Consider the following 23,088-nt stretch of genomic DNA (forward strand, 5'->3'; position numbering starts at 1 on the left):
ATTCGTAAACTATACACCACCGTCTATCATTCGGGGCACTAAATGGTCACAGTTAGCACGCTAGCGGCGCTCGCCGTGGACGGGCTCTCGTTCGGCGCGACCTTAGCCCTACTCGGCGTCGGAATCACGCTCGTCTACGGGCTCGGAGAGGTGTTGAATCTGGCAATCGGCGCATTTGCGGTGATCGCGGCGATCCTGGCAGCGTTGATGACGAGTAGCGGGATAGCGCTCCCGGTGGCGATCTTGGGCGGACTCGTCGCCGTCGGCGTCTTCGGTCTGATCGTCGACCGGACGCTCCTGTCGCTCGTCTACCGTTCGGAAGGCGAAGAACGGATCCTGCTTGGGATCTTCACCACGCTCGGACTGACGGTCCTGCTCGAAGGCGTGATGGTCAACTACGTCTCCTCGCAGTATTCGATCGATCTCGGGCTGTCGCCGATCGACCTCGGGACGACGGTCGTCACCGGCGTCTCCGTCGCAAGCATCATTATCGCGGGCGTAATCCTCGCCGTGCTATTCCTCTTTCTCAACCGGACGTTCCTCGGGAAGGCGGCGCGGACCATCTTCCAGGACGAGCGCGGGGCCCAACTGGTGGGGATCGATCCCCGGAAGATCCGGACGCTCGTGTTCGTCCTCTCGGCGATCGTCGCCGGCCTGGCGGGCATTCTCGCGGCCTCCCGATCGAACGTCAGCGTGGCGAGCAGCTTCGAGTTCACGACGTTCGCGCTGATCGTCTCCATCGTCGGCGGCGTCCGCAGTCTCGTCGGCGCGGTCGTCGCGGGGCTGTTGCTCGGGCTGGTCAACACGATGGCTAACTTCTTCGTCGGCTCGTACTTCGCGACGATCATCCTGTTCGGCTCGGCCGTGATTTTCCTCCTCTTCCGTCCGGAGGTGATGTCGTCGTGAGAGAGCTCGTTCCGGGCAAGCGCAAGCTGGCCATCGTCGGCCTGGTGTTCGTCATCGCGCCGCTGCCGGTGATGGGCAGCGGCTACTTCATCGGCGTGCTTTCGCGGATCCTGCTATTTGCGCTTTTCGCGCTCGCTTTGAACATCGTCTTCGGGCACAACGATCAGCTGTTCCTCTTTATGGGTGGCTTGGGTGGCCTCGGCGCGTACGCTACGGCACTGATCGCCGATACGGTCGGTATTACCGCCTGGGTGGCGCTGCCGGTCGCCGCACTCCTCTGTGGGATCGTCGCGCTCTCTGTGAGTTGGATCTCCGCGCGTCGGAAGTTCACGGTCATCCTGATCTCCATTCTCACGCTGAACCTCCAACTCGTGCTCGAGGAAGGGTTCGTCGGCGCCAGAGACTACACCGGCGGCTCGACGGGGTTCCCCTACGAACTCTTCTCGATCACCGGAATCGCGGAAGCCGTCGGCTTGCCCTCGGCGGTCGTGATCTACTACGTGTTGCTCGCGTTCCTGCTGGCCGGGATGGTGCTGTACCTGTGGCTCATCAACTCCCACTACGGGCTCGCCTTCGAGGCCATCCGGGAAGACGAGATGGCGGCGGAATCGATCGGGATCGACGTGGTCCGTTACAAAGCCATCGCCGGGTTCATCGCCGGCGTCATCATCGCGATCGCCGGCACGATGCTCGCGAGAGAGGCGACGTACATCACGCCCTCGATATTCACGTTCCTCGCGGTCGACGTGATCGCGCTGATCGTCCTCATCGTGGGTGGAATCCGGCAGGCGTACGGCCCGATCGTCGGCGCGGTCATCGTCGAGATCATCGAGGCGGCTCTCGGGACCTACGCCGCCAACTGGCGGACGGCGATCTTCGGCGCGTTGCTGATTCTTTTGTTCCTGTACTTCCGGAGCGGCGTCATCGTCGCTGTCCAGGAGTTCCTCGAGAAGCGGGACGTCACGCTGGGCGGTGGCAACGGGGGGACGCCCGCCGAGGCTGAGATGGACGGCTGACGGCGCTCGGAGAAGGAGTGTTCTCTTCTGTGAGGAACGACGAGGCAAAACCGTTATTACCGGACGCCAATCTGTATGTAGGTACCAATGCTTGAGGCCGCGAACATTCGCAAGAAGTTCGGTGGTCTCGTCGCCGTCGACGGGGTCGACCTGGAGATCGGCCGGGGCGAGATCGTCGGGCTCATCGGGCCCAACGGAGCCGGAAAGACGACGTTGTTCAACACGATCACGGGTGTCCTCGACCCCGAAGAGGAGACGAAGATCTCGTTCAACGGGGACGATCTCCTCGCGCTGGACACCCACGAGATCGCCCGAGCCGGCCTCCTGCGGACGTTTCAGATCGTCCGCGTGTTCGGCGAGATGACGGTGATGGAAAACGCCGTCGCGGGGGCGCTTTTCGGCACGGACGAGTCGATCTCGCGAGAGGAAGCCGAAGAGCGCGGCCGCGAGGCGCTCGAATTCGTCGGCCTGGCAGAGAAGGCCGATATGAAGGCCGGGAACCTTCCGATCGCCCAGCAGAAACAGCTCGAACTGGCCCGGACCGTGGCGTCCGATCCGGATCTCGTGCTCCTCGACGAGATCGCGAGCGGACTGACCCCCGTCGAGATCCAGGAGCTATCGGACACGATTCGTCGGCTCCGCGACGAACGCAACATCTCGGTGTTCTGGATCGAACACATTATGGACGCGATTATGGGAACCGCAGACCGCATCATCGTCCTCAAGAGCGGCGAGAAGATCGCCGAGGGGACGCCCGAGGAGATCAGAAACAATCAAGCGGTGACCGAGGCGTACCTCGGCGCGGAGGAAGATTCGTGATCGAACTCGACGGCATCGACGTCTCCTACGGGAACATCCAGGTGATCTGGGACCTCGATATGGCCGTCTCCGAGGACGACGGCGTCGTGTCACTCGTCGGTCCCAACGGCGCGGGCAAATCGACACTGCTTCGGGTGATGTCGGGACTCCACCCGGTCGACGCCGGGACGGTGACGGTGTGGGACGAAGACGTCGCCACGCTCACCCCGTCGGACATCGTTCGTCGGGGCTTCGTCCACGTCTCCGAGGAGCGGAACCTCTTCGGGCAGATGACCGTTCGGGAGAACCTGGAGATGGGCGCTTACACCAAGCGTGAGGAATTAGACGAGATGATGGAGGAGGTCTTCGAGGTCTTCCCGATCCTCGAGGAGCGCTCCGATCAGCTCGCACGATCGATGAGCGGCGGGCAGCAACAGATGCTCGCGATCGGTCGGGGACTGATGGCGAAACCGCGGATCCTCGCGCTCGACGAGCCGTCGGAAGGGCTGGCGCCCCAGATCACCGACAGGGTCTTCGAGAAGATCGAGGGGATCAGCGAGGAGATCACCGTGCTGCTCGTCGAGCAGCACGTCAACCGGGCGCTCAAGATGGCGGACCGTGCGTACCTGCTCGAAAACGGCCGGATCGTTCGCGAGGACACCGGTCAGGGGCTGCTGGAGAGCGAACACGTCAAGGACGCCTACCTCTGAGCGCGATGGTTCGGTATTTCGAGGACATCGACGACGGCGAGACGCACGAACTCGGATCGTACACGGCCGACAAAGCGGAGTTGCTCTCGTTTGCGCGCCGCTACGATCCGCAGCCGATCCACGTCGATCCCGCCGCAGCCGAACAGACGATGTACGGGGGCCTCATCGCCAGCGGCTGGCACACGGCAGGCTCCTGTATGGCGCTGCTGTACGAGGGATTCCTCTCGAAGACGGCGACGCTCGGCTCCTTCGGCCTGGAGGAACTCCGCTGGCCGACGCCTGTCCGGCCCGACGATACGGTGACGGCAACCGTCGAGGTCGTAGAGACCACGGCTTCCGAGAGCCGAGATGACCGCGGGTACGTCACAAACGACGTCACGGCCGAAAACCAAAACGGGGAGACCGTCCTCTACTGGCGCTCGACGAACATCTTTCTCACGCGCGAGGCCGAAAGCGACTGGCCGCTCTCGGAGTAACGGAACTCTCTCGGCTTGTTGAGTCCCGACCGGATTAGTTCTCGAAGGGAGACAGCATCGCGTCGGTGAAGGTACTCGGTTCGCCCTCCGACGTGAAGCACCCGTACTCGGTGAGGCCCTCGATCCGGACCTCGCCGTCGGTCCTGAAGGTGTGCGCCACTCGGACGGTGTCCTCGGTCACCGCCTGGACGTCGCACTCCACGGAGAGAAGCGAGTCATAGCGGACCGGCGATTTGAACTCCCAGTGCCAGTCGCGTAGCCGGAACGGCTGCCTGTCGCCGGCGAGGTCGCTCAGCTGGACCCCCTGTGCGGCGAGGTACCGTTCGAGTGCGATTCCCGCAAATCGGGGGTACTCCTCGAAATAGGCCAGTTCCGACCCCTCGATGTAGGGACTGTGAATTTGGAACGTCTCCTCGAACGTCGGATATTGCGAACCGGTATCGCCGTCCCTGCTGGGACCGACTGCAACTGATTTGTCGCCGACGAGGTTCTTGATCAGCGTCTGGGTCTCTTCCGGAATCGGCAGCGCGCCGCCCTCGGGTGCGATCGTAACGTGGGTCATCTGAGCCGTCGAGAGGGCCTCGCCGTCTTTATCGATCATCTCGTACACCAACTCGAGGCTGGAGTCGCCGACTCTCGTGGGGGTGACTTCCACGGAGACGGTGTCGTCGAACGTCGGATACCGGTGGACGGTCGTATCGAGCCCGACCGGTGCGTACGGAATTGCGTCGTTTTCGACGAGATACGGGAACGGATACTCCACCGCGGCGGCGAGTTCCTGCGTCGAGATCAGTTGCCAATCGAAGAACATTGCGCCGTGGACGAGCGGCCCAGCGAGTTCACCAAACCGTACCTGGTGGTCGTCAATGGTACGCATATCACCCCCCAGGGAATCCGGTGATAATAGCGTTTCGGGCTGGAGCTACAATCAGGCGCGTCCCCACGTCGTCGGTCGGTTCATCTTGGGAGGCATTGACGGATTAATCCGGTTTCCGTGCCGCAGGAGCGTCGCCGTTGAATCGGAGAAAATGAATCAAGTCCTGCGACTGACTGTTCTGAGATACAGAACGAACGGTGGAGGAGGCTTTCGGCTCGAACTGGCTGTCAGAGCGCTCGTTTCAGGAAACCGGCGAACAACTTCTCCAGACGGAGGGTGACACTCGTTTCGGTGACTGTCTCTGATCTCCACTCCAATTTTGAATGTGAAAATGCGTGGCGCCGACGTGCGCCACGCCTAACGCCCGTCGAGACACATCCGAGACGCAGGTGGAATTTGCACCGTCAGTATCTATTCGCGGGTCTGAACAACGCAATTAATTTCTTCGCAAAGAAATGGAGAGCAATATGAAGCTTGATCCGGCGGAGATCAGTGGCCGAACCAACGCCCGTATCGTCAAGACTGCAGTCGCACCCCGTCCAATTGCTTGGATCAGCACAGTGAGCCCGGACGGAACCGAAAATCTCGCCCCATTCAGCTCCTACAACTACATCGATTCAAGCGATCCAGTCGTGGTATTTAACACCTCACTCCGGGAGAACGGAGAGTACAAGGATACGGCTCGGAACGCTCTTTGCACCGAAGAATTTGCGATCAACATCGTCACCGAAGAATATCTCGAACGGGTCGACCAGACGGGTCAGAACCTCCCTCCCGAAGAGAACGAATTCGAGCTATCGGCGATCCCGCGTGCACCCTGTCGGCGAATTCGACCGCCGAGGGTTGCCGAGGCCCCCGTGACGATGGAGTGCACTCTCTTCGATCATCTCGAGATTCACGACCGAATTATGATCCTCGGAGAGGTCGAATATTATCATATATCCGACGATATAACCACGGATGGCGTCATCGACGCGACGAAAGTGGCTCCGATCGGCCGTCTCGGCGGCCCCTTCTATACTCGTACCGAACCGCTTGATTTCCAACGAGAAAATTACTGATTCGAACGATAGGATACGAAACTCCCGGCCAGCCAGAAATGCAGGACGTACTTTCGCCCGGCCCTCAACGCTCCCCACCGAATCGAATACCCCTCCAAGGTATCGGGTGCGTACCGACCTCCGGGGCGAACTTGAGGGGCAGAATGCCGTCCTGGGACGATGATCTGCGAAGTGGAATGCCAGACGATCACGGAACCGCCGAACCGGGATAAGTCGGCCGAATCTACCGGGGGAATCCGCGATCGGAAGACGACTGCCTCACGCAGTTTTTCGACCCCCGCCGACGGCCGTCTCTCATATTCGACCGTAAAGTACTTTGAGACATATCTTGATTGCCGTAATAAGCGATGCAAGAAAACGTACCAGCCTCGTATCTGCCAGATGACGGACCGGACCTCGTTCATCCGCTCCCGGAACTTCACTACCCGGAGGAGATCAACGTCGCCGACGAGTTGGTAGACCGTCACGTCCGCGAGGGTCGTGGCGACAACGTCGCTATCCGGTTCAAAGACGAAGAGATCACGTACGACGAACTGCAAACGCGGGTCAACCGGTTCGGAAACGCGCTCGCAGGGCAAGGTGTCGAACCGGGCGACCGGGTCGTCGTCCGCTTCACTAACCGTCCGGAGGCCGTCATTTCCTGTCTCGCAATCCAGAAGATCGGGGCCGTGCCGCTGCCGTCGATGAAGCTGCTCCGCGCAAAAGAGCTCATCCACATCATCAACAACGCGGAGGCCTCGATGGTCGTCGTCTACGACGGCCTCCTCGAAGAGATCACCGAGGCGCTCCCCGACCTGGACACCGTCGACGACGTCGTGGTCGTCCAGCGGAACGGCGTCGAACACGACCATCTCGACTACGACGAACTGACGGACGCGGCCGACGACGAACTCGACGCGCATCCCACCTCCCGCGAGGACCTCGCGCTGATGCTGTACACCTCCGGGACGACCGGCCAGCCGAAGGGCGCGACGCACACCCACCGACAGGTGCTCGCGACCGCGGACAGTTACGCGCGCTACTGCCTCAACGTCACCGAGGACGACGTCTTCGGCGGCAATCCGCCGCTTCCCTTTGCGTACGGTTACGGCGACCTCCTGACGTTCCCGCTCCGGTTCGGGGCTACGTCGAGTCTCGTGGAAAACGCCTCGCCGGCCGACCTGCTTGAAGCCGTCGAGAAGCACGAAATCACGATCCTCTGTTCGATCCCGACGGCGTTCAACCAGATTCTCGCGAAACACCCCGACGGGCCTGACGAGTACGAGACCCACTCGCTGCGGCTGGCCGTGAGCGCCGGCGAACCACTCACGCACAGCACGTTCAACAAGTTCAAAGACAGCTACGGTGTCGAGATCTACGACGGGATCGGGACCACCGAGATGCTGCACATCTTCGTGAGCCACCGTGAGGGAGAGGAGATCGACCCCGGCGCGACCGGCTATCCGGTTCCCGGCTACGAGTGCAAGGTCATCGATCCGGACACTGGCGAGGAACTCCCGCGCGGCGAGGCCGGGCTCCTCGCGGTCCGTGGGCCGACGGGCATCTCCTACTGGAACCGCCCGGAAAAGCAGGACGAGGCGCTCGTCGACGGCTGGAGCCTCCCGGGTGACATCTACGTGCACCGCGAGGACGGCCGACTCGAATACAAGTCCCGCGAGGACGACCTCATCGTGTCGAGCGGCTACAACATCCCCGGTCCGGAGGTCGAGGCGGTCCTCGAAGAGCGCGAGGAGGTCTCGGAAGTCGCCGTCGTCGGTTCACCCGACGAGGAACGCGGCCAGGTCGTGAAGGCGTTCGTGGTCGTCTCCGATGATGCGACGCCCGGCGACGAGCTGACCGAGACGCTGCAGAACCACGTCAAGAACACGCTGGCACCGTACAAATACCCCCGACGCATCGAGTTCACCGACGAACTCCCGCGCACCGAGACCGGCAAGATCCAGCGCGTCAAACTCCGGGAGCGGGAACGCCAGCAGTACGAGGACTGATACTGATTACTCTCGTCTCTTCCCGCCGAGCGCGGTCCCCGTTGACGGCGCTCGGCGGGAAAAAGTGAGAGTAATCAGTATGAGAAGCGCCGGTATCGTCCCGGTCGGGGTTTTCAGCGTCGGCTGAGGAGTGACTGTCGAAGGTATTTGACGGGTTCGAGACTCACGGCAGTAGAATAAAGCCGGTATTTCGCGGCAGTTGCCCAAACCCGGTTTTTCGCGGCAGTTAGATAAAATCGTTATCTCACGGCGGATACGGCCGAGACCGGCTACCGTTGTTCCGGGACGAACTTGAGCCCGTACCGGGTGACACCTTCGACACTGTAGATACGGCGGAACCGACCCGCTATCTCGTCACCTACTGAGACGTCTTCTGGATTACAGTCCGTCAACTGCACCGGGAACCGGGCTGTGCCGTCCCGTTCCCCCGCGGTCTCCACCTCGACGATCGCCACCGCAAAGGGGCCATCGCGGCGCTGCAGTTCGACGAATTCCGGCGGCGCGCCGCCCTGTCCGATGACCGTAACGGCGACGATTTCGCCGGTCCGGGCGAGCGACTCCGTCTCGAAGGTCACCCGTTCGTGACAGTCGGGACAGGCGCCCTCAGGCGGGAAGGCAACCGCGCCACACTCGGGACAGCGGCCCGCTTCGAGCCGATATCGTTGTGCCAGCGTCCGTTGCCAGGACGGCAGACTCACGTGTGCGCCGCCACCGGCGACCTCGGCCGTGCCGATCGTCCCCCGCTCCCGGAGCGCCTCGGCGTACGAGATCTGTTCGCCGCCCGCTAAGGCGGCATCGACGTCCACATCCAGTTCAGCAGGGGACTCGAAAGCCAGGGTAATCGCGGACGCACCACTACCGAAGAAGCCGGCCACAGTGAGCGACCCGGGGTCGCTCGCCGCCAGCGCAGCCAGCAGACCGATCGCCGTCGTGGCGGCACCGGCATCGCCGATTTCGTCCACCACGATACCGGCCCCGACGGCGCCACCCCCGTACGGGAGCGAGCGCGCGATGCGATGTGGAAGCCCGCCCGTCGGCTGGTAAAGGCTCACCGCGTCGACCGCCTCGTGATCGATCGATAACCCCTCGACAGCGGCCGACACAAGCTCCCGGATCGTCTCCCGTTCGTACGTCGTGATGTCGAGTCCGGTGACCGATTGACTCCCCCCTCCGCGGAATCGAATCCCCGGCGCGTCGCGTGACTGTTGGGCACTGTCGATCAACTTCGCGTCGCCACCCTCGTCGAAGACGAACGCCGCTGCGCCCGCCCCGAGACGCTGGCCGGCTTCGGCTGGATCGCCACCCGGTGCATCCGCAACGATCACGAGCGCGGTGCCGTCGGCGTCGGCCCCGGAAAGCAGCGCCTCTGCCCCGGCAACGGGACTCTGCGTCGCCGTCTCGGTAGTCAACTCAGCCGAGGTACCCAGAGCGGCGCCGACCCGCGGCGCGAACTCCTCTTCTTCCAGCGGCGGTGTCGTCGTCGCCACGGCCAGATGCGAGACCCCCGCCGCGTCGAGGTCGGCGTTCGCCAGGGCCTTCCTGCCCGCGGCGACAGACATCGTGAGGGTGTCTTCGTCGGCGGTCGGGATGGCGGCCTGATCGACCGGCGCGGACGTCCCCCAGGCGGCTTGGATCTCGTCGCCGCTCAGTCGCTGTCGCGGCACGTACAGACCCGTCGCCACGATCCCGCGCTCGGAACTCATAGTTCACCTCCGTCGACCCGCTCGAACACGTGGACGGTTACGCCGCCGCCGGAGCCGCCGACGTTGTGGGTGAGGCCGATCTCCGGATCGTCGACCTGGACGTGTGCCTCCCCGCGCAACTGCGAGTACGCTTCGACGACCTGGCCGGTGCCGGTCGCTCCGATCGGGTGCCCCTTCGATTTGAGCCCACCCGAGGTGTTGACGGGCAGCCGCCCGTCGGGATCCGTCTCCCCCTCCCTGAGGAGAGGCGCGGCCTCGCCGCGGTCACAGAAGCCGAGATCCTCGTAGGCGGCGAGTTCTGCGATCGCGAAGCAGTCGTGGACCTCCGCGAAGTCGAGATCGTCCGGGGAGATGCCGGCATCCTCGTATGCGCGCTCCGCGGCCGTCTCCGACGCCGGGATCCCCGTGAGCGAATCGCGCTGGAACAGTCCGACCCGTCCACTCGCAGCCCCGGCACCGGCCACCCGTACCGGCTCATCGGAGAACTCCTTTGCGACCTCCTCGTTTGCGACGAGCACGGCGCTTGCCCCGTCAGTCGTCGGACAGCAGTGATAGAGATTCAGCGGCGCGGCGACGTCCGGCGCGTTCATCGCGTCTTCGAGGGTACACTCGAATCCAAGCTGTGCGTGTGGGTTCTGTGCGCCGTTCCCGTGGTTTTTGACGGCGACCCGCGAGAGGTCCTCGACGGTCGCGTCGTACTCCCGGAGATACGCGCTGGCCATCTGTGCGTACACGCCCGCGAAGGTGGTGCCCGACAACCGCTCCCACTCGGTCTCGCCGCTCACGCCCAGCCACCACTTGGTGTGGTCGCCGCTCATATCGGTCATTATCTCGTAGCCGCCGGCCATTGCGACGTCGACCATCCCCGATTTGACCGCCATCACGGCCTGCCGAAGGGCGTACCCCGAGGCCGCACACGCATTTTCGACCCGGGTCGTCGGAATCCCGTGTAGCCCGAGATGTTCGGTCACTGCGGGTCCGCTCAATCCGAGTTGTCGGCCACCCACACCGAGCGTTCCGAGGAACGCCTCGTCGATCTCTGCAGTGGGAAAGTCGCCGTCGACGCTTTCGAGCATCTCGTCGAACGCATCGGCGAAGAGCGATCGGTATGACTCACCGGGGAAGGACCCGAAATCGGACTGTCCGGCCCCGATGACGTACGCATCGGTCATACTCCGAGGATGACGACGACTGACTAAAAGGTACGGGCTTCGGATGGATTTATACACCTCCGATTGCCACTCGCGGTATGGTACGAGTGGAGACAGACGGCCGCGTCCGGACGCTCTCGTTCAATCGTCCCGACTCGAAGAACGCATTCACCGCTACGGCGGCGACCGAACTGATCGAAGCGCTCGACGAGACGGCGGATTCCGACGCCCGCGCCGTCGTCCTGACCGGCGACGGCGACGCGTTCAGTGCAGGCGGCGACATCGAGGCGATGGCTGCGCGCGACGAGACACCGCGGGAGGCGTACGACCGTGTCCAGTCGACCCTGAATGCACTGATCGAACGCCTCCTGACGATTCCGATCCCGGTCATCGCGAAAGTCAACGGCGATGCAGTCGGTGCGGGGACGAACATCGTCGCGGCCTGTGATTTCGCCTACGCGGATGCGGACGCTCGATTCGGTGAGGTGTTCGGCAACGTCGGGCTCATCCCCGACTCCGGAGGGACATTCATTCTGCCAGCGCTCGTGGGTCTCAGAACCGCAAAAGAGCTCACGATGACCGGGCGGATCTTCGACGCCGAAGAAGCCGCAGAGATGGACCTCATCAACGAGGCCGTCGAGAGCGACGCCCTCGACGACGCGGTCGACGAGATACTGGCGACGCTCGCGAAGAAACCCACCGAAACGCTCGGACTCACGAAACGCGGCATCCACGAGAACATCGGGCGCCCGTTCCGTGACGCACTCGATCGAGAGGCACACCTGCAGGTCCTCGCGTACGGCAGTGAGCCGCACGAGACCGGGGTGAACGCGTTTTTGAACGACGAGCGACCGGACTTCCGGTGAGGGATCTCGGAGAAAAGCGACGCGGGAGAGCCGAGTACCGGGCCGCTATTCGGAGCCGGGTTCCTTCTCGCCGAGTTCGACGCCGAGGAAGTCCGGTTCGCGGTCGTTGAGGAAGGCCTCGACGCCCTCCTTGGCGATGTCGGAGCCCAGAAGCTGGTTCTGGAGTTCCCGTTCGTGGGCGAGCGCGTCCCAAAGCGGCAGTTCGAGCCCCTCGTTGACGGCGAGTTTGTTGTGGCCGACGGCGCCGGCGGGCTTTTGAACGATCATCTCGGCAAACTCGAAGACGGCGTCTTCGAGATCCTCCGGGTCGTGGAGTTCGTCGAAGATGCCCTTCTCGGTGGCCTCTTCGGGGGTCAGCTCCTCGCCGGTGACCATCATCCGGAGCGCCTCGGAGCGGTCGATGTAGCGCGGCAGCAACTGGGTGCCCGCCTCGCCGGCGATGAGACCGAGGTGGACCTCCGGCATTCCGATGCGGTAGTCGTCGTCGTCGCCGACGAACCGGAAGTCACACGCGAGAGCGAGTTCGAGACCGCCGCCCATACAGTGGCCGTCAACGGCCGCGATGAACAGCGTGTCCGTCGTCCGCATCTTCATGATAATCTCCTTGGAGGTCTGGCTGGCGTAGCCGACCTGCTTCCCGCTTTTTTCTCGCAGGTCGTTGATGTCGAATCCCGTAGAGAAGATGTTGTCGTTCGTACTGCCGAAGACACAGATACGAACGTTTTCGTCGAAGCGAACTCCCTCGACCGCTCGTTGGAGTTCCAGCAGGACATCGATGTTGTGCGCGTTTACGGGGGGGCGGTCGATGCGGAGAACGCCGATGTGATCACGGACGTCTGTCGTAAAGTACTCTAAATCAAGTTCCTCGAATGCCTTCATTGCGTTCGTGAAACGCTACTAACGAGATAAATAGTTTTTGATAAGGGACCCCGAGTCTGACCCGCCAGCGGTTGAAATACGTCTGTAACAAGAAGAGGCCATCAGAGATTCGACCAAACTATCAACCAACTTCTTTTTTTAGTGACTGCCTATTTCGTCTACACAGTCTCGACGCGTCCCCGACAATCAGATATTCATCAAAATATATAGGAGTGTATACGCTTACTGTATACTACAGGCGACCCTCTCAAACGTCACTCGCCGGAGTCGGATTTGCACAAGTTCTAACAGGCGTACGTTTGTTCCAGTTTACTTGTGAATCGAATACTGGGTTTACTGAGAATACTTCTCAGTGGTTCTATCGAGAGACAGTGTTTCCCTGACGTCTCGGGGGAGAAAGTAATCAGCGACGCATAGCAGATCTGGAATGTTTCGGAGCGTGCTCTCCCGCCGCGGAGTGTATACGTGATTGTATACAACCTCGGGCTGAACGGAAGCGGACCGGATTGCGGAGAATCGCTGACGCGACCTGGGTTGAAGTTGGTATCGCTGCAATCGTGTTTTCCGGGGGCTCTCGGTCGACGCTTTCACAGATTCCGCACGGTCAAACTGTAGGACACCGTGATCGATGCTCCCTGACGAGATAACTCTGTTACAGTACTCACCGAGCGCTATATGAATATCTTCCCCGGGTTGAGAATATTGTTCGGATCGAGTGCTGATTTGATCGACTGCATCGTTTCGATGGCCGCCGCATCCGCCTCCTGGCGGAGGTATTCGCGCTTCCCCACGCCGATCCCGTGCTCTCCGGTACAGGTCCCTCCATGTGCAATAGCTTCCTCGACGATCCGCTGGGAGGCCTCGTGGACGCGTTCCAGTTCCGCGGTCGCGTCGGGGTTCGCGAGGATCGCATAGTGTAAATTACCGTCCCCTGCGTGCCCGAAGGCTGGAATCGGAAGGTCGAACGAGTCGGCGACTTCTCCGACGAATCGAACCATCTCCGCGTAACTCCCGATTGGAACGGTGATGTCCCCAGCGACCTCCAGTTGACGCGTGGGATCGTACGCCTGTAGTGCCTTCCCGATCTCACGGCGCGCCCGCCAGAGGGTGTCCCGTTGCATCGCATCGAAGGCCGTGTCTATCTGTTCGGGATTGTAGCGCTCCAGTATCTCGGCCAGCGCAGCGTACTCTGCCTCGATTCCTCGCCCGTGAAGTTCGAAGAGGAGCATCGGTTTTGCGGGGAGCCCAGTACCGGTGTACGTGTTGGATATCTCGGCCGTCAGCGAATCCATCAGTTCCAGTGTCGCCACGTCGATGCCGGCGCGGATCGTTTCCGCGATGGCGTCAGCTGCATCCGACAGATCGCTGAAGATCGCGCGCCCGGCGAGTCTCTCTGCCGGTTCGACGGCGAGATCCAGGGTCGCTCTCGTGATTACACCGAGCGTCCCCTCGCTCCCGACGAAGAGGTCGGTGAGATTGTAGCCCGCGGAGGACTTCTTGGCGTTACTCCCCACCTCGATGACGACGCCGTCGGCGCGCACGACCTCTAGTTCGAGAACCCAATCGCGGACTTCGCCGTATTTGACCGTCCGAATGCCGCTCGCGTCGTTTGCGATCATCCCGCCGATGGTCGAGAATTTCGCCGACTGGGGGAATGCCGGAAAGTACAGCCCCTCCTCGGAAACGTATTCTTCGAGGTCCGCACCGACCACACCCGGTTCGACGTCGATCTGCATATCATCCGGTCGAAATTCCAGCAACCGGTCGAAGTCCGCCATCGAAAGCGAAATCCCGCCCTGTACCGGGACCGCGTTGCTCTCGGTTCCCGACCCGGCGGCGTACGGTGTCACGGGAACCCCCCGTTCGTTCGCCGCAGCGAGCACAGTCGATACGTCCTCGGTCGACCGGGGATAGACGACCACGTCGGGAGGGCTCGCGTCGGCGGAGGTGGTCCCGTAGTCGGTGGCGAAATCCGCTCGGTCCTCGTCTGCAAACGAATACTGATCCTCGGAGAGGGGAAGATCGGTTACGAACGTGCAGTCGACGGGCATACCCGGCAGGTTCACGTCCGGCAGTAAAATTCCATCGTTGCCCCGGCTCGACCCTCGATGGGGTCACCTCTGTCCCGGACAGAAACAAACCTCGAAGAGGAGATCTCTCAGGGGCCAGTGCACCGAATCCAAGATCGATAGCTGATCTCAGTTTCCCTGCCACTCGGGCTCTCTGTCCTCGAAGAACGCGTCGATCCCCTCGTTTTTATCCTCGGTCGCGAACAGTTGGACGAACAACTGGGCCTCGTAGTCGATCCCGTCGTCGAGCGGGAGCCGCGATGCCGAGCGGACGCTCTCCTTTGCGAACTCCAGCGCAACCGGGCTCTTTTCCGCGATGGATGCTGCAAGCTCTTCGACTCGGTCGCCGAGTTCCGTTCGCGAGCAGAGTTGGTCGACCAGCCCGATTTGCTGTGCCTCCTCGGCGTCGATCAGTTCGCCCGAGAGGATCAGCCGCATCGCCTGGCCCTCTCCCACGAGTCGAGGGAGACGCTGTGTTCCGCCACCGCCGGGAATCAATCCGAGGTTGATTTCGGGCTGTCCGAGTTTCGCTCCTTCCCCAGCGATACGGACGTCACACGCTGTAGCCAGTTCCAGGCCGCCACCCAGCGCGTGCCCGTTGATCTGTGCGATCACGGGTATGCGCAAGTCGTCGACGAGTTCGTAGATCCGCGGACGGGCGCTCGCTTCGCGCTGTTCGAGGAGATCCCGTTCGCGGAGTTCAGTGACGTCGGCACCGGCGACGAAGGCGTTGCAGTCGTCTGACCCTTTGATCACACCCACGCGGGCGTCCGAGTTTTCGACGGCTGGCAGGACGGTTTTGAGTTCCTCTCTGACGGTCGCGTTCAGCGCATTCCGGTTCTCCGGCCGATCGATGGTGATCGTCACGATGCCGTCGTCTCGATCGAGGAGCAAAGACTCGTACTCGGCATCGAGGAGGTCGTCCGACTCGCTCATCTGTCGCCCCACTCTCCGCTCGGTTCGACGGCCTCGCCGTCCTCCCAGACGTAGAACCCCTCACCTGATTTCTTGCCGAGCTTCCCGGCCCGGACTTTCCGCTTCAGCAGCTGGGGGGGCTTGAACCGCTCGCCCAGTTCGGTTCGGAGATTCTCGAGGATGTCAAGACGGACGTCGAGCCCGACGACGTCCGTGAGTTCGAGTGGCCCCATCGGATGGTTGTATCCGAGTTCCATCGCCGTGTCGATATCCTCCGGCGACGCGACGCCTTCTTCGACCATCCTGATCGCCTCCACGCCGAGTGCGACACCCAGTCGTGAGGATGCGAATCCGGGAGTATCGCGGACGACGACCGGCGTCTTTTCGATCCCCTCGACGAACTCCGTGGCGAACACTCGGGTGTCGTCGTCGGTCCGCTCACCGACGATCACTTCGACGAGCGCCATAATGTGTACCGGATTGAAGAAGTGCAGTCCGATGAATCTCCCGGGCCGGTCCAGCGAACTCGCCAGTTCAGTCACCGGGATTGAGGAGGTGTTTGTCGCCAGGACTGCGTCCTCCTCTGCGACGGCTTCGGCGTCGGTGAGGACGTCTTTTTTCAGGTCCGGGTCCTCCGGGACGGCCTCGACGACGAGGTCGGCGTCGCTCGTCGCCGTTTCGAGGTCGGTCTCCCCGGAAATATTACTCAGCGTCGCCTCCATTTCTGCTTCGGAGACCTTGCCCCGGTCGACGCCCCCCTGCAGGTTCGAGCGGATCGATTCGATCCCGTCTTCGACCAATTCCGCCTCCAGATCCCGCAGAGTGACGCTGTGTCCCGCCATCGCACTCACCTGCGAAATACCGTGACCCATCGTCCCGGCTCCGAGTACAGTTACCTTCATTCAGGCAAATTCACTCCGGGCGGGAACTTAAACATTACAATCCGCCCCGTCACGGTGTGAGATCGTTGTAACGAAGGTTCGAATAGAGGGGCGCGCAGGGGTGCGGATCAGATTTGTGAGTGAACGTATACGGGTTCGTATACAAATTCACCGCTCAGGAGCCCACTGACGGATCACGCAGCGACCTTCGCATAAATAACGGAAGTACATCTGTTACAGATTCGTCGCACGCGACGACGGTCGAGTGGCGTTCGTTCCCGATAATGTATACGGAGTTGTATACACCTCGTCTCGAAGGCCGGACCGGCGTTTCGGACGCCCGGTACCAGCCTGTGGGTACTGTTACATAACTGAGGTTGTTGAGCCTGTGCGCACCGACACTCGGGTTTCCAACCGGTCAACTGGAGGCCGTGCCGAGACTGGGCCGTGAAGACGTCAAACCGCTGTTATCGTTCGGCGTGTCCGGACTGCTATCCTTCTGTTCCGCTTATCACAGCACTGTCTGGCGTGAGAGCGGCAAGAGACGACAGCAGTCCGTATCAGGGGCTCTCGTTCGACCGGAGCTTCAGGTCCGACCGCGGCTTCGCGACGCACGTGAGGACGTATCCCTCCTCCTTTTCGGACCCCGAGAGGAACATCCCTTCGACCTGACTCGTCTCGCCTTCCTCGACTTTGAGCGCCGAACAGACCCCACAGACGCCCATCCGGCACTGATACGGTAGATCGAGGCCGGCCTCTTCGGCCGCCTCCAGGATGGGTTTGTTCTCGGCGACCTCGATGACCCGTCCTTCGTCGACGAACTCGACCTCGTAGTACTCGACCATATTAGAGTCGCTGCTCGTAGACGTATTCGACCGGTTCGAGCCCGTGGGATTCGAGCATCCGTTTTGCAGTGTCGTCGTCCGCGAGCACGTCAATTCGGTAGTAATTGACCTCCCGGGGGTCCTCCCTGAACCACTCGGCGGCCGCATCCAACAGCGCGGCGGCGACCCCTTCCTGGCGGTGGTCCTCGCGGACGAACAGCCCGTTGACGTACCCGTGATTTTCCAGCTGGAAAATCGGGTGATCGCCCATCACCCGCGCTTCGAGAACGCCCAGCGGTTCGTCGGCCTCGTCGCTCTCGGCTAAGAGGACCGTGCCGTACTTCGAGTCCACAAGCTGGTTCTCGAAGTAACTGAGCCAGCGGTCGTCAGCCTGATCGCCGTGACTGTACCGTTCGTCGTATTTCGAGAGGTGCGCTGTGAACCCGTGCCATAGCTCGAGAATTTCGTCGCCGTCTGCTTCGGTGGCGTGCCGTGTTCGAACGTCCATACCCACCGTTCCGGACCGGGCATCCTAAAAGATTCGCGTCGATGGCTGCTCACAATTGCAAGCGACACGGGCTTTTCGAAAACGCCGAGCCTCGAACTGTGACCCCCTCGCTACGGCTCCTAAGGAGATTCCGTCTCCCGTACTGGCCGGCGGGGAGAAGGTTTATTACCGTTGCATCCTCACTTCTCAGCGAGGCGAATTTCGAGCTATGCCAACGGAAAAACGATTCAAAGAGCAGTTACAGAACGGTCGGATGATCGAAGACGCATCCGAGATGACAGAGGGCTACAAGAAGACGCTCAAAGCCACCCTCAAAGTCTCGGCCGACACCGAACTGATGAGCGCGCCGGCGTACTACGAGCAGTCGATGAACGCGCCGACGCTGGACGCCCGCGCATCGTGCGTGAGTGTTATTCAGGACGAACTCGGTCACGGCCACATCGCCTACCGGCTGCTGGAGGACCTCGGCGAGGATCGCGAGGAACTGCTGTACGAGCGTGAACCCCACGAGTTCCGGAACACCTACGGGTTCGACCAGCATCTGGAGACGTTCGCGGAGCTCGTCTGCGGTCACGGGATGTTCGACCGTGCCGGGATGGTCCTTCTGAGCGACATCGAAGCGAATACCTCGTACGCGCCGTGGAAACGCGCGCTCCGGAAGGTCGGGAAGGAAGAACAGTTCCACCTCCGACACGGCGAGACGTGGATGCGCCGGCTGGCCAACAAATCCGACAAGACGAAGCAGCGCGTCCAGGAGGCCGTCGACTGGATGTTCCCGATGGGCGTCGAATGGTTCGGGCTCCCGGACGACAAAAAGCACAACACCGACCAGCTAGACTACCGCATCAAGGGAAAGACCAACGACGAACTCCGGCAGGAGTGGATGAGCCACACCGTCCCGCTGGCCAACGAACTGGGCCTGGACGTACCGGCTCACTACGACGAGGAGTCCGAGGAGTACATCCTCGAATACGATATGCCCGTGGCGTTCGACGCCGACAACAAGGAGTGGCGGTTCGACGAGCCGATCTCCTGGGACGACGTCATCGACCGCTGGCGGGACCGCGGCCCGGCCAACGAGAAGTACGTCAATATGCTCCAGTCCGGTGCCATCGAAGTGGGGGTCTGAGATGAGCGTCAACACGGCGAACGCTGGGACGCCGGGCTTCGAGATCGGCCCGGACGACGACGCCGACGAGTTCGAGCGGGAGGTCTGGGAAACGCTCGACACCGTCCCGGATCCGCACATCCCGGTCAGCCTCGTCGAGATGGCGATGATCTACGACGTCGAGGTCGACGATGGCACGGTGACCGTCACGATGACCTTCCCGTGTATGGGCTGTCCGGCGTACGATATGATCAAACACGACGTCCGCGCGGCGCTGCGGACGATGCGCGGCGTCGAGGACGTCGAGATCGAAATCACGTGGGATCCCGTCTGGTCGAAAGAGATGCTGACTGAGGGCGCCCACGAGGAACTCAAGGAGGCAGGAATCAGCTTATGAAGTACCACGTTTTCACCCGCGTCAACGCAGGCGACGATCTGATTCACGCCGGCACCGTACAGGCCGACTCCGACCGACTGGCACGCATCTACGCCCACCGAACCTACGACGAGGAAGACTGGGACTTTATGGGCGTCGTGCGTGAGGACGATCTGCTGGAAGTCAAAACCGAAGCTATCGCAGGAGGACTCTCGCCATGAGCGCAGAAGCAGAAGCCGGATGGCCGGCAAAGGCAGTCGACTACGTGCAGGCGATTGCGGACACGAAGCTGCTCCTCGGACAGCGGTACGGGGAGTGGATGCTGAAAGCACCGAACCTCGAGGACGACATCTCCGGGGCGAGCAACGCACAGGACGAGATCGGACAGGTCCGACAGCTGTTCCGCTTGCTCAAGCAGCAAGGTGTCGGCGACGACTGGCTGGAGTCGGAACGCGACCCCGAGGAGTACGCCAACGCGCCGACCCTCGACGAGGAGGAAACGCAGTGGCCCGCGTTTATCGTCCAGGCCGCGCTGACCGACCGGACGGCCTGGCTGCTCTTGGACGCGATCGACCACGACGACTTCACGGGGATGGTCCAGAAGATGGGCGAAGACGAGTACTTCCATCTCGAACACCACGACGGTCGTCTGGAACAGCTCGCGAAGACTCACCCGGAAGCCGTCGAGGAGGCCCTCGAACAGTACTTCCCGGAGATTCTCACGTTCATCGGCCCGGCTTCCTACGACGAGGAGTCGGACCCGCTCGTGAATGTGGGGTTCACCGACCGGCCGGTCTCGGAGATCCGCCGGGCAGTCCACGACCACTTCGCGACCCTGCTCGAAGGTACCGAGGTGTCGATGCCGCCGCTCGACGACAGCGTTCCCGACCCCGACGAGTGGGACGAGACGCGCCGCCGGACCGGCGACGGACACGTCGAACCCGACGTGGTCGACCAGCTACAGGGGCTGTCCAACAAGGAGTACGTCATCGAATGAGCTCGAACACCACCCCGGACAGCGACTCCGATCCGACGCCCGAGCAGGCGGGCGAAGGGCCCGAGGAGAACGGCACGTTCCGGCCGGCCTGTCCGTTCTGCGGCTCCGAGGACGTCGAGAAGGAATCGACGTTCGGCACGGAGATATCGAAGAGCCAGTACTACTGCAACGGCTGCCATACCCTCTTCGAGCGGATCAAATACGACGGCGCAATGCCCGATACGGGCCGGGACGCCGACGGGTCCCGCTGAGCCTCTGTCTCCGCTTTCACGCGCTTCGTAGACGACCAGATACGGGGCTAGCGACATCCGTACTCGTCTTTTCGCCGTGTTTACTGACGTCTAAAAAAGTCCGCTCCGCAGAGAGCGCGACCCTCACCGAATCCGCGTCGGTCCCGAAGCAGCGTTCGCCGTCGGCTTTCGCGACCGGTTCCTCGTGACACTCGTCGATGAGCACTATCCCGTCCTCGGCACGTTGCAGCGCCGGTCAGAACCGTCCTCGGCACGTGGTATCGCCGGTCAGAGGCCCAATGCTTCGCTCGCCACGGTTGTCTTTTGGATCTCGGAGGTGCCGCCGATGATCGAGAGGATCCGCGCATCGCGGTAGTACCGCTCCAGCGGATAGTCCGTCCGGTACCCCTTCCCGCCGAAGATCTGCATCGCGTTCCGGGTGCAAAACTCCGCCGCGTCGCTCGCCGTGAACTTCGCCCGGGAGGACACCCGGGTGTCGCCCTCGCCGTCGGCGATCCGGACCGCCGAATCGTAGACGAGATGCCGGGCGGATTCGAGCCGGGAGTCCATCTCCGCGACGAGCACCTGGACTGCCTGGTACTCGCCGACCGCCTTCCCTCCTTGTTCGCGATCGCCTGCGTACTCGATCGCCTCCGAGAAGGCCGCCTCGGCGATCCCGCAGCCGATCGCGCCCAGGCCGGTCCGGGCCATATCGATCGTGCCCATCGCGATCCGGAATCCCTCGCCGACAGAGCCCAAGAGCGCGTCGGCGTCGACCGCGACCTCGTCGAACGACGCGTCGCCAGTCACGTGACCGTGCATTCCCAGATACTCCCCGCGCTCGAAGGTGAACCCCTCGACCTCCTCGGGGCTCGGGACCAGAAAGACGCTCACGCCGTGAGAATCCTCGGGTTGCGGTCGTCTGCGTGCGACCACGAGGTGGACGTCGGCGACGCCCGCGTTGGTGCCGAAGGACTTCTCGCCGGAGATCGCGTAGCCGTCGTCGGTCGCCGCCGCGACGGTTTGCAGTTCCGTCGGCGACGAGCCCGCGCCCGGTTCCGTCAGCAGCATCGCCCCCACCGACTCGCCGGCCACCATCTTCGGCAGCAACCGCTCGCGCTGCGCGTCGGTGCCGAAGTTCAACACCGGCAGCGTCGCGAAGGTGTGGCCCTGAATGATTTCGGCGACCGCACCGCTTTCCTCGGCGATCCGTTCCAGCGCCAGGCAGTACGAGAGAAAGTCGCTCCCCATCCCGCCGTACTCCTCGGGGACGAGAATGCCCAGAAGTCCCGCGTCTCCCGCTGCCTCGACGACGTCGCGGGGGAACTCTCGCGTGTCTTCGATGTCCTCGGCGCGGGGGCCGACTATTTCCGTCGCAAACTCCTCGGCGCGGTCGAGAACATCACGGTGCTCCTCGGATAGTGCGCGATCCAGTAGCGTCATACCTACCCCTGGACGGGTAGGATACTTATCAGTATCGCGACGACACGGTAGCCTCAGTTTTCTGACGATACGGTGGTTTCGGTATCCCGACGACACGGTAGCCTCAATTTTCTGACGATACGGTGGTTTCGGTATCCTGACGACACGATGTCATCATATTTCTTACAATACGGTTATCTCAGTATCCCGACGAGACAGCGCGTCTCGCAGCCGCTTCCGTGAGTTCGGTATCGGTCCGTACGTATCGATCCGGCTCCGTCTCGACCCGTTCAGTGAACCCCATCTCGGCCGCGAACCGGAGATGTGCCGCGGCCTCTCCGGCACCCATCTTCGCGTGGATCCCTGTCATCTCTCCGAAGAGCGCACGCGCCACCGCCCACGGAGTCCGACCTCGGACGTCGTCCCGGGCTCTGTCGGGGACGTCGTCCCAGTCTCTGTCGGGGTCGTCGTCGGCAGCATCTGATGCGGCCGTCGATTCAGTAGTCGACGACCCCTCAGCCGACGAAGGTGACGGAGACAGGGCGTCGACAACGTCGAATAGTCGTTCGGCGTGGTGCGTTCGAATGGTCTCGATCCGGGACGGTAACTCGACCGTCGGCCCGTGTCCGGGCAGCGTTCTGACAGTCGCCCACTCGTCCTGAAGCCGCTCGAATCGTCGGGTAATCTCGTCGAGCGTCCGCAGATAGCTGGACAGCGGATCGTCCATCCGGGTGTCGGACCCGCCGACGTTCGGCGTATACGTCGGTAACACCGCATCACCGAGTAGAAGCGCGTCACCGACTTCGATCCCCAGGTGTCCAGCCGTGTGGCCAGGCGTGTGCACGAATTCTACACCATCGGTCCGCTCGCCGTCCGTCACTGATCTCACCGGACATCGGTCCGGCATCGGCGACGGCTCGTCGGTCGCTTCGATCTGCGTCAGTACGGAGTCAGGCACCCCCCACTCGCGGAGCCGTCGCACGTCCCGTTCGACTCGCCGCTCTCGTTCCGTTCCGTACTCGCCAACCAGCGGCGCATCGTCATCGTGGAGAATCAGCTCCGCGTTCGCCTCCGCAGCTAATCGAGGTGCCAGCCCCGCGTGGTCGGCGTGCCAGTGCGTGACGACGACGGTGTCAATCGAGGCGAGTGACAGCCCCACCGCCGATAGTCCTTCAGTCAGTACCGTCCACGACGCATCTCTCGGCGGTCCCGGGTCGAGGACGAGCCCCCGCTCCGGGAGCACGTAGGTGCTGTTCGTGCCCTCCGGACTCCCACCGGGATGGCCGATGCGTTCGATCGACGGCGGATCAGCTCGGCGGTCCATACG

At 62.4% G+C, this 23,088-nt stretch carries 24 protein-coding genes; 13 read left to right on the plus strand and 11 right to left on the minus strand.

The window, feature by feature from the left end; all coding sequences use genetic code 11:
- The first annotated feature begins 42 nt into the window (after positions 1-42).
- The 5 genes from RJT37_RS11775 (at position 43) to RJT37_RS11795 (ending at position 3,906) form a co-directional block, all read left to right on the plus strand.
- Positions 43-906, plus strand: a complete 864-nt coding sequence (locus tag RJT37_RS11775) for a branched-chain amino acid ABC transporter permease (RefSeq protein WP_313684663.1) — start codon at positions 43-45, stop codon at positions 904-906.
- A complete protein-coding gene (locus tag RJT37_RS11780; RefSeq protein ID WP_313684665.1) occupies positions 903-1,922 on the plus strand; it encodes a branched-chain amino acid ABC transporter permease in 1,020 nt (339 codons plus the stop codon). The genes RJT37_RS11775 and RJT37_RS11780 overlap by 4 nt, the downstream gene beginning before the upstream one ends.
- Positions 1,923-2,009: 87 nt before the next feature.
- Positions 2,010-2,741: an ABC transporter ATP-binding protein gene (locus tag RJT37_RS11785; RefSeq protein WP_313684667.1), complete on the plus strand. Its 732-nt coding sequence runs from the start codon at positions 2,010-2,012 to the stop codon at positions 2,739-2,741.
- Positions 2,738-3,430, plus strand: coding sequence for an ABC transporter ATP-binding protein (locus RJT37_RS11790; RefSeq protein WP_313684669.1), 693 nt, complete (start codon positions 2,738-2,740; stop codon positions 3,428-3,430). Before RJT37_RS11785 ends, RJT37_RS11790 begins: the two co-directional genes overlap by 4 nt.
- A gap of 5 nt (positions 3,431-3,435) precedes the next feature.
- Positions 3,436-3,906 carry a MaoC family dehydratase gene (locus RJT37_RS11795; protein ID WP_313684670.1) on the plus strand — a complete coding sequence of 157 codons (471 nt, stop codon included), beginning with the start codon at positions 3,436-3,438 and terminating at the stop codon, positions 3,904-3,906.
- A gap of 34 nt (positions 3,907-3,940) precedes the next feature.
- Here the strand turns inward: RJT37_RS11795 and RJT37_RS11800 are convergent, their stop codons facing one another.
- Entirely contained in the window at positions 3,941-4,783 is an 843-nt protein-coding gene (locus RJT37_RS11800) for an acyl-CoA thioesterase (RefSeq protein ID WP_313684671.1), read from the minus strand.
- 467 nt (positions 4,784-5,250) lie between these two features.
- Between RJT37_RS11800 and RJT37_RS11805 the strand changes: the two genes are divergently transcribed.
- Both RJT37_RS11805 and RJT37_RS11810 read left to right on the plus strand, forming a co-directional pair.
- Positions 5,251-5,844: a flavin reductase family protein gene (locus tag RJT37_RS11805; RefSeq protein ID WP_313684673.1), complete on the plus strand. Its 594-nt coding sequence runs from the start codon at positions 5,251-5,253 to the stop codon at positions 5,842-5,844.
- A 347-nt stretch (positions 5,845-6,191) separates the two neighbouring features.
- The gene (locus RJT37_RS11810; RefSeq protein WP_313684675.1) at positions 6,192-7,832 is read left to right on the plus strand and encodes an acetate--CoA ligase; all 1,641 of its coding nucleotides are present in this window, start codon (positions 6,192-6,194) and stop codon (positions 7,830-7,832) included.
- Between the two features lie 269 nt (positions 7,833-8,101).
- On the opposite strand, the gene RJT37_RS11815 is transcribed toward RJT37_RS11810, so the two are convergent.
- Both RJT37_RS11815 and RJT37_RS11820 read right to left on the minus strand, forming a co-directional pair.
- Positions 8,102-9,535 (minus strand): zinc ribbon domain-containing protein, encoded by a 1,434-nt coding sequence (locus RJT37_RS11815; RefSeq protein WP_313684677.1) that lies wholly within the window; start codon positions 9,533-9,535, stop codon positions 8,102-8,104.
- A complete protein-coding gene (locus RJT37_RS11820) occupies positions 9,532-10,707 on the minus strand; it encodes a thiolase domain-containing protein (RefSeq protein WP_313684679.1) in 1,176 nt (391 codons plus the stop codon). The genes RJT37_RS11815 and RJT37_RS11820 overlap by 4 nt, the downstream gene beginning before the upstream one ends.
- Before the next feature lie 77 nt (positions 10,708-10,784).
- On the opposite strand from RJT37_RS11820, the gene RJT37_RS11825 reads away from it, so the two are divergent.
- Entirely contained in the window at positions 10,785-11,552 is a 768-nt protein-coding gene (locus tag RJT37_RS11825) for an enoyl-CoA hydratase/isomerase family protein (protein ID WP_313684681.1), read from the plus strand.
- A 45-nt stretch (positions 11,553-11,597) separates the two neighbouring features.
- Here the strand turns inward: RJT37_RS11825 and RJT37_RS11830 are convergent, their stop codons facing one another.
- The 6 genes from RJT37_RS11830 to RJT37_RS11855 all read right to left on the minus strand — a co-directional run bounded on the left by RJT37_RS11830 (position 11,598) and on the right by RJT37_RS11855 (position 17,628).
- On the minus strand, positions 11,598-12,431 hold the full coding sequence (locus RJT37_RS11830) for an enoyl-CoA hydratase/isomerase family protein (RefSeq protein WP_313684683.1): 834 nt from the start codon (positions 12,429-12,431) through the stop codon (positions 11,598-11,600).
- A 671-nt stretch (positions 12,432-13,102) separates the two neighbouring features.
- Positions 13,103-14,482, minus strand: coding sequence for an FAD-binding oxidoreductase (locus tag RJT37_RS11835; RefSeq protein ID WP_313684684.1), 1,380 nt, complete (start codon positions 14,480-14,482; stop codon positions 13,103-13,105).
- A 147-nt stretch (positions 14,483-14,629) separates the two neighbouring features.
- Positions 14,630-15,436 carry an enoyl-CoA hydratase/isomerase family protein gene (locus RJT37_RS11840; protein WP_313684686.1) on the minus strand — a complete coding sequence of 269 codons (807 nt, stop codon included), beginning with the start codon at positions 15,434-15,436 and terminating at the stop codon, positions 14,630-14,632.
- On the minus strand, positions 15,433-16,317 hold the full coding sequence (locus RJT37_RS11845) for a 3-hydroxyacyl-CoA dehydrogenase family protein (protein WP_313684687.1): 885 nt from the start codon (positions 16,315-16,317) through the stop codon (positions 15,433-15,435). Before RJT37_RS11845 ends, RJT37_RS11840 begins: the two co-directional genes overlap by 4 nt.
- A 539-nt stretch (positions 16,318-16,856) precedes the next feature.
- A complete protein-coding gene (locus RJT37_RS11850) occupies positions 16,857-17,141 on the minus strand; it encodes a 2Fe-2S iron-sulfur cluster-binding protein (protein ID WP_311172214.1) in 285 nt (94 codons plus the stop codon).
- 1 nt (position 17,142) lies between these two features.
- A complete protein-coding gene (locus RJT37_RS11855) occupies positions 17,143-17,628 on the minus strand; it encodes a GNAT family N-acetyltransferase (RefSeq protein WP_313684690.1) in 486 nt (161 codons plus the stop codon).
- A 208-nt stretch (positions 17,629-17,836) separates the two neighbouring features.
- Between RJT37_RS11855 and RJT37_RS11860 the strand changes: the two genes are divergently transcribed.
- From RJT37_RS11860 to RJT37_RS11880, 5 genes are read left to right on the plus strand one after another with little or no spacing between them, the layout of a single operon-like run.
- Entirely contained in the window at positions 17,837-18,757 is a 921-nt protein-coding gene (locus RJT37_RS11860; protein WP_313684692.1) for a Phenylacetic acid catabolic protein, read from the plus strand.
- A gap of 1 nt (position 18,758) precedes the next feature.
- Positions 18,759-19,133, plus strand: coding sequence for a metal-sulfur cluster assembly factor (locus RJT37_RS11865; RefSeq protein ID WP_313684694.1), 375 nt, complete (start codon positions 18,759-18,761; stop codon positions 19,131-19,133).
- A complete protein-coding gene (locus RJT37_RS11870; RefSeq protein WP_313684696.1) occupies positions 19,130-19,333 on the plus strand; it encodes a phenylacetic acid degradation PaaB family protein in 204 nt (67 codons plus the stop codon). The genes RJT37_RS11865 and RJT37_RS11870 overlap by 4 nt, the downstream gene beginning before the upstream one ends.
- Entirely contained in the window at positions 19,330-20,109 is a 780-nt protein-coding gene (locus tag RJT37_RS11875) for a Phenylacetic acid catabolic protein (RefSeq protein WP_313684698.1), read from the plus strand. The genes RJT37_RS11870 and RJT37_RS11875 overlap by 4 nt, the downstream gene beginning before the upstream one ends.
- Positions 20,106-20,360, plus strand: coding sequence for a PaaD-like zinc ribbon domain-containing protein (locus RJT37_RS11880; protein WP_313684700.1), 255 nt, complete (start codon positions 20,106-20,108; stop codon positions 20,358-20,360). Before RJT37_RS11875 ends, RJT37_RS11880 begins: the two co-directional genes overlap by 4 nt.
- Before the next feature lie 267 nt (positions 20,361-20,627).
- Here RJT37_RS11880 and RJT37_RS11885 read toward each other — a convergent pair whose 3' ends face one another.
- Together RJT37_RS11885 and RJT37_RS11890 are read right to left on the minus strand one after the other, a co-directional pair.
- Positions 20,628-21,782, minus strand: coding sequence for an acyl-CoA dehydrogenase family protein (locus RJT37_RS11885; RefSeq protein WP_313684702.1), 1,155 nt, complete (start codon positions 21,780-21,782; stop codon positions 20,628-20,630).
- Between the two features lie 178 nt (positions 21,783-21,960).
- Entirely contained in the window at positions 21,961-23,085 is a 1,125-nt protein-coding gene (locus tag RJT37_RS11890; RefSeq protein WP_313684704.1) for an MBL fold metallo-hydrolase, read from the minus strand.
- Between the last annotated feature and the right edge of the window lie 3 nt (positions 23,086-23,088).

It is taken from the genome of Halobellus marinus (assembly GCF_032113415.1).
In the GTDB taxonomy this organism is placed as follows: domain Archaea; phylum Halobacteriota; class Halobacteria; order Halobacteriales; family Haloferacaceae; genus Haloquadratum; species Haloquadratum marinus.

Bases quoted from the DNA above. Each gene is read 5' to 3' on its own strand.
- RJT37_RS11775 (WP_313684663.1), top strand. From the start codon at position 43: ATGGTCACAGTTAGCACGCTAGCGGCGCTCGCCGTGGACGGGCTCTCG.
- RJT37_RS11785 (WP_313684667.1), top strand. From the start codon at position 2,010: ATGCTTGAGGCCGCGAACATTCGCAAGAAGTTCGGTGGTCTCGTCGCC.
- RJT37_RS11795 (WP_313684670.1), top strand. From the start codon at position 3,436: ATGGTTCGGTATTTCGAGGACATCGACGACGGCGAGACGCACGAACTC.
- RJT37_RS11800 (WP_313684671.1), bottom strand. From the start codon at position 4,783: ATGCGTACCATTGACGACCACCAGGTACGGTTTGGTGAACTCGCTGGG.
- RJT37_RS11805 (WP_313684673.1), top strand. From the start codon at position 5,251: ATGAAGCTTGATCCGGCGGAGATCAGTGGCCGAACCAACGCCCGTATC.
- RJT37_RS11810 (WP_313684675.1), top strand. From the start codon at position 6,192: ATGCAAGAAAACGTACCAGCCTCGTATCTGCCAGATGACGGACCGGAC.
- RJT37_RS11815 (WP_313684677.1), bottom strand. From the start codon at position 9,535: ATGAGTTCCGAGCGCGGGATCGTGGCGACGGGTCTGTACGTGCCGCGA.
- RJT37_RS11820 (WP_313684679.1), bottom strand. From the start codon at position 10,707: ATGACCGATGCGTACGTCATCGGGGCCGGACAGTCCGATTTCGGGTCC.
- RJT37_RS11825 (WP_313684681.1), top strand. From the start codon at position 10,785: ATGGTACGAGTGGAGACAGACGGCCGCGTCCGGACGCTCTCGTTCAAT.
- RJT37_RS11830 (WP_313684683.1), bottom strand. From the start codon at position 12,431: ATGAAGGCATTCGAGGAACTTGATTTAGAGTACTTTACGACAGACGTC.
- RJT37_RS11835 (WP_313684684.1), bottom strand. From the start codon at position 14,482: ATGCCCGTCGACTGCACGTTCGTAACCGATCTTCCCCTCTCCGAGGAT.
- RJT37_RS11840 (WP_313684686.1), bottom strand. From the start codon at position 15,436: ATGAGCGAGTCGGACGACCTCCTCGATGCCGAGTACGAGTCTTTGCTC.
- RJT37_RS11845 (WP_313684687.1), bottom strand. From the start codon at position 16,317: ATGAAGGTAACTGTACTCGGAGCCGGGACGATGGGTCACGGTATTTCG.
- RJT37_RS11850 (WP_311172214.1), bottom strand. From the start codon at position 17,141: ATGGTCGAGTACTACGAGGTCGAGTTCGTCGACGAAGGACGGGTCATC.
- RJT37_RS11855 (WP_313684690.1), bottom strand. From the start codon at position 17,628: ATGGACGTTCGAACACGGCACGCCACCGAAGCAGACGGCGACGAAATT.
- RJT37_RS11860 (WP_313684692.1), top strand. From the start codon at position 17,837: ATGCCAACGGAAAAACGATTCAAAGAGCAGTTACAGAACGGTCGGATG.
- RJT37_RS11865 (WP_313684694.1), top strand. From the start codon at position 18,759: ATGAGCGTCAACACGGCGAACGCTGGGACGCCGGGCTTCGAGATCGGC.
- RJT37_RS11870 (WP_313684696.1), top strand. From the start codon at position 19,130: ATGAAGTACCACGTTTTCACCCGCGTCAACGCAGGCGACGATCTGATT.
- RJT37_RS11875 (WP_313684698.1), top strand. From the start codon at position 19,330: ATGAGCGCAGAAGCAGAAGCCGGATGGCCGGCAAAGGCAGTCGACTAC.
- RJT37_RS11880 (WP_313684700.1), top strand. From the start codon at position 20,106: ATGAGCTCGAACACCACCCCGGACAGCGACTCCGATCCGACGCCCGAG.
- RJT37_RS11885 (WP_313684702.1), bottom strand. From the start codon at position 21,782: ATGACGCTACTGGATCGCGCACTATCCGAGGAGCACCGTGATGTTCTC.
- RJT37_RS11890 (WP_313684704.1), bottom strand. From the start codon at position 23,085: ATGGACCGCCGAGCTGATCCGCCGTCGATCGAACGCATCGGCCATCCC.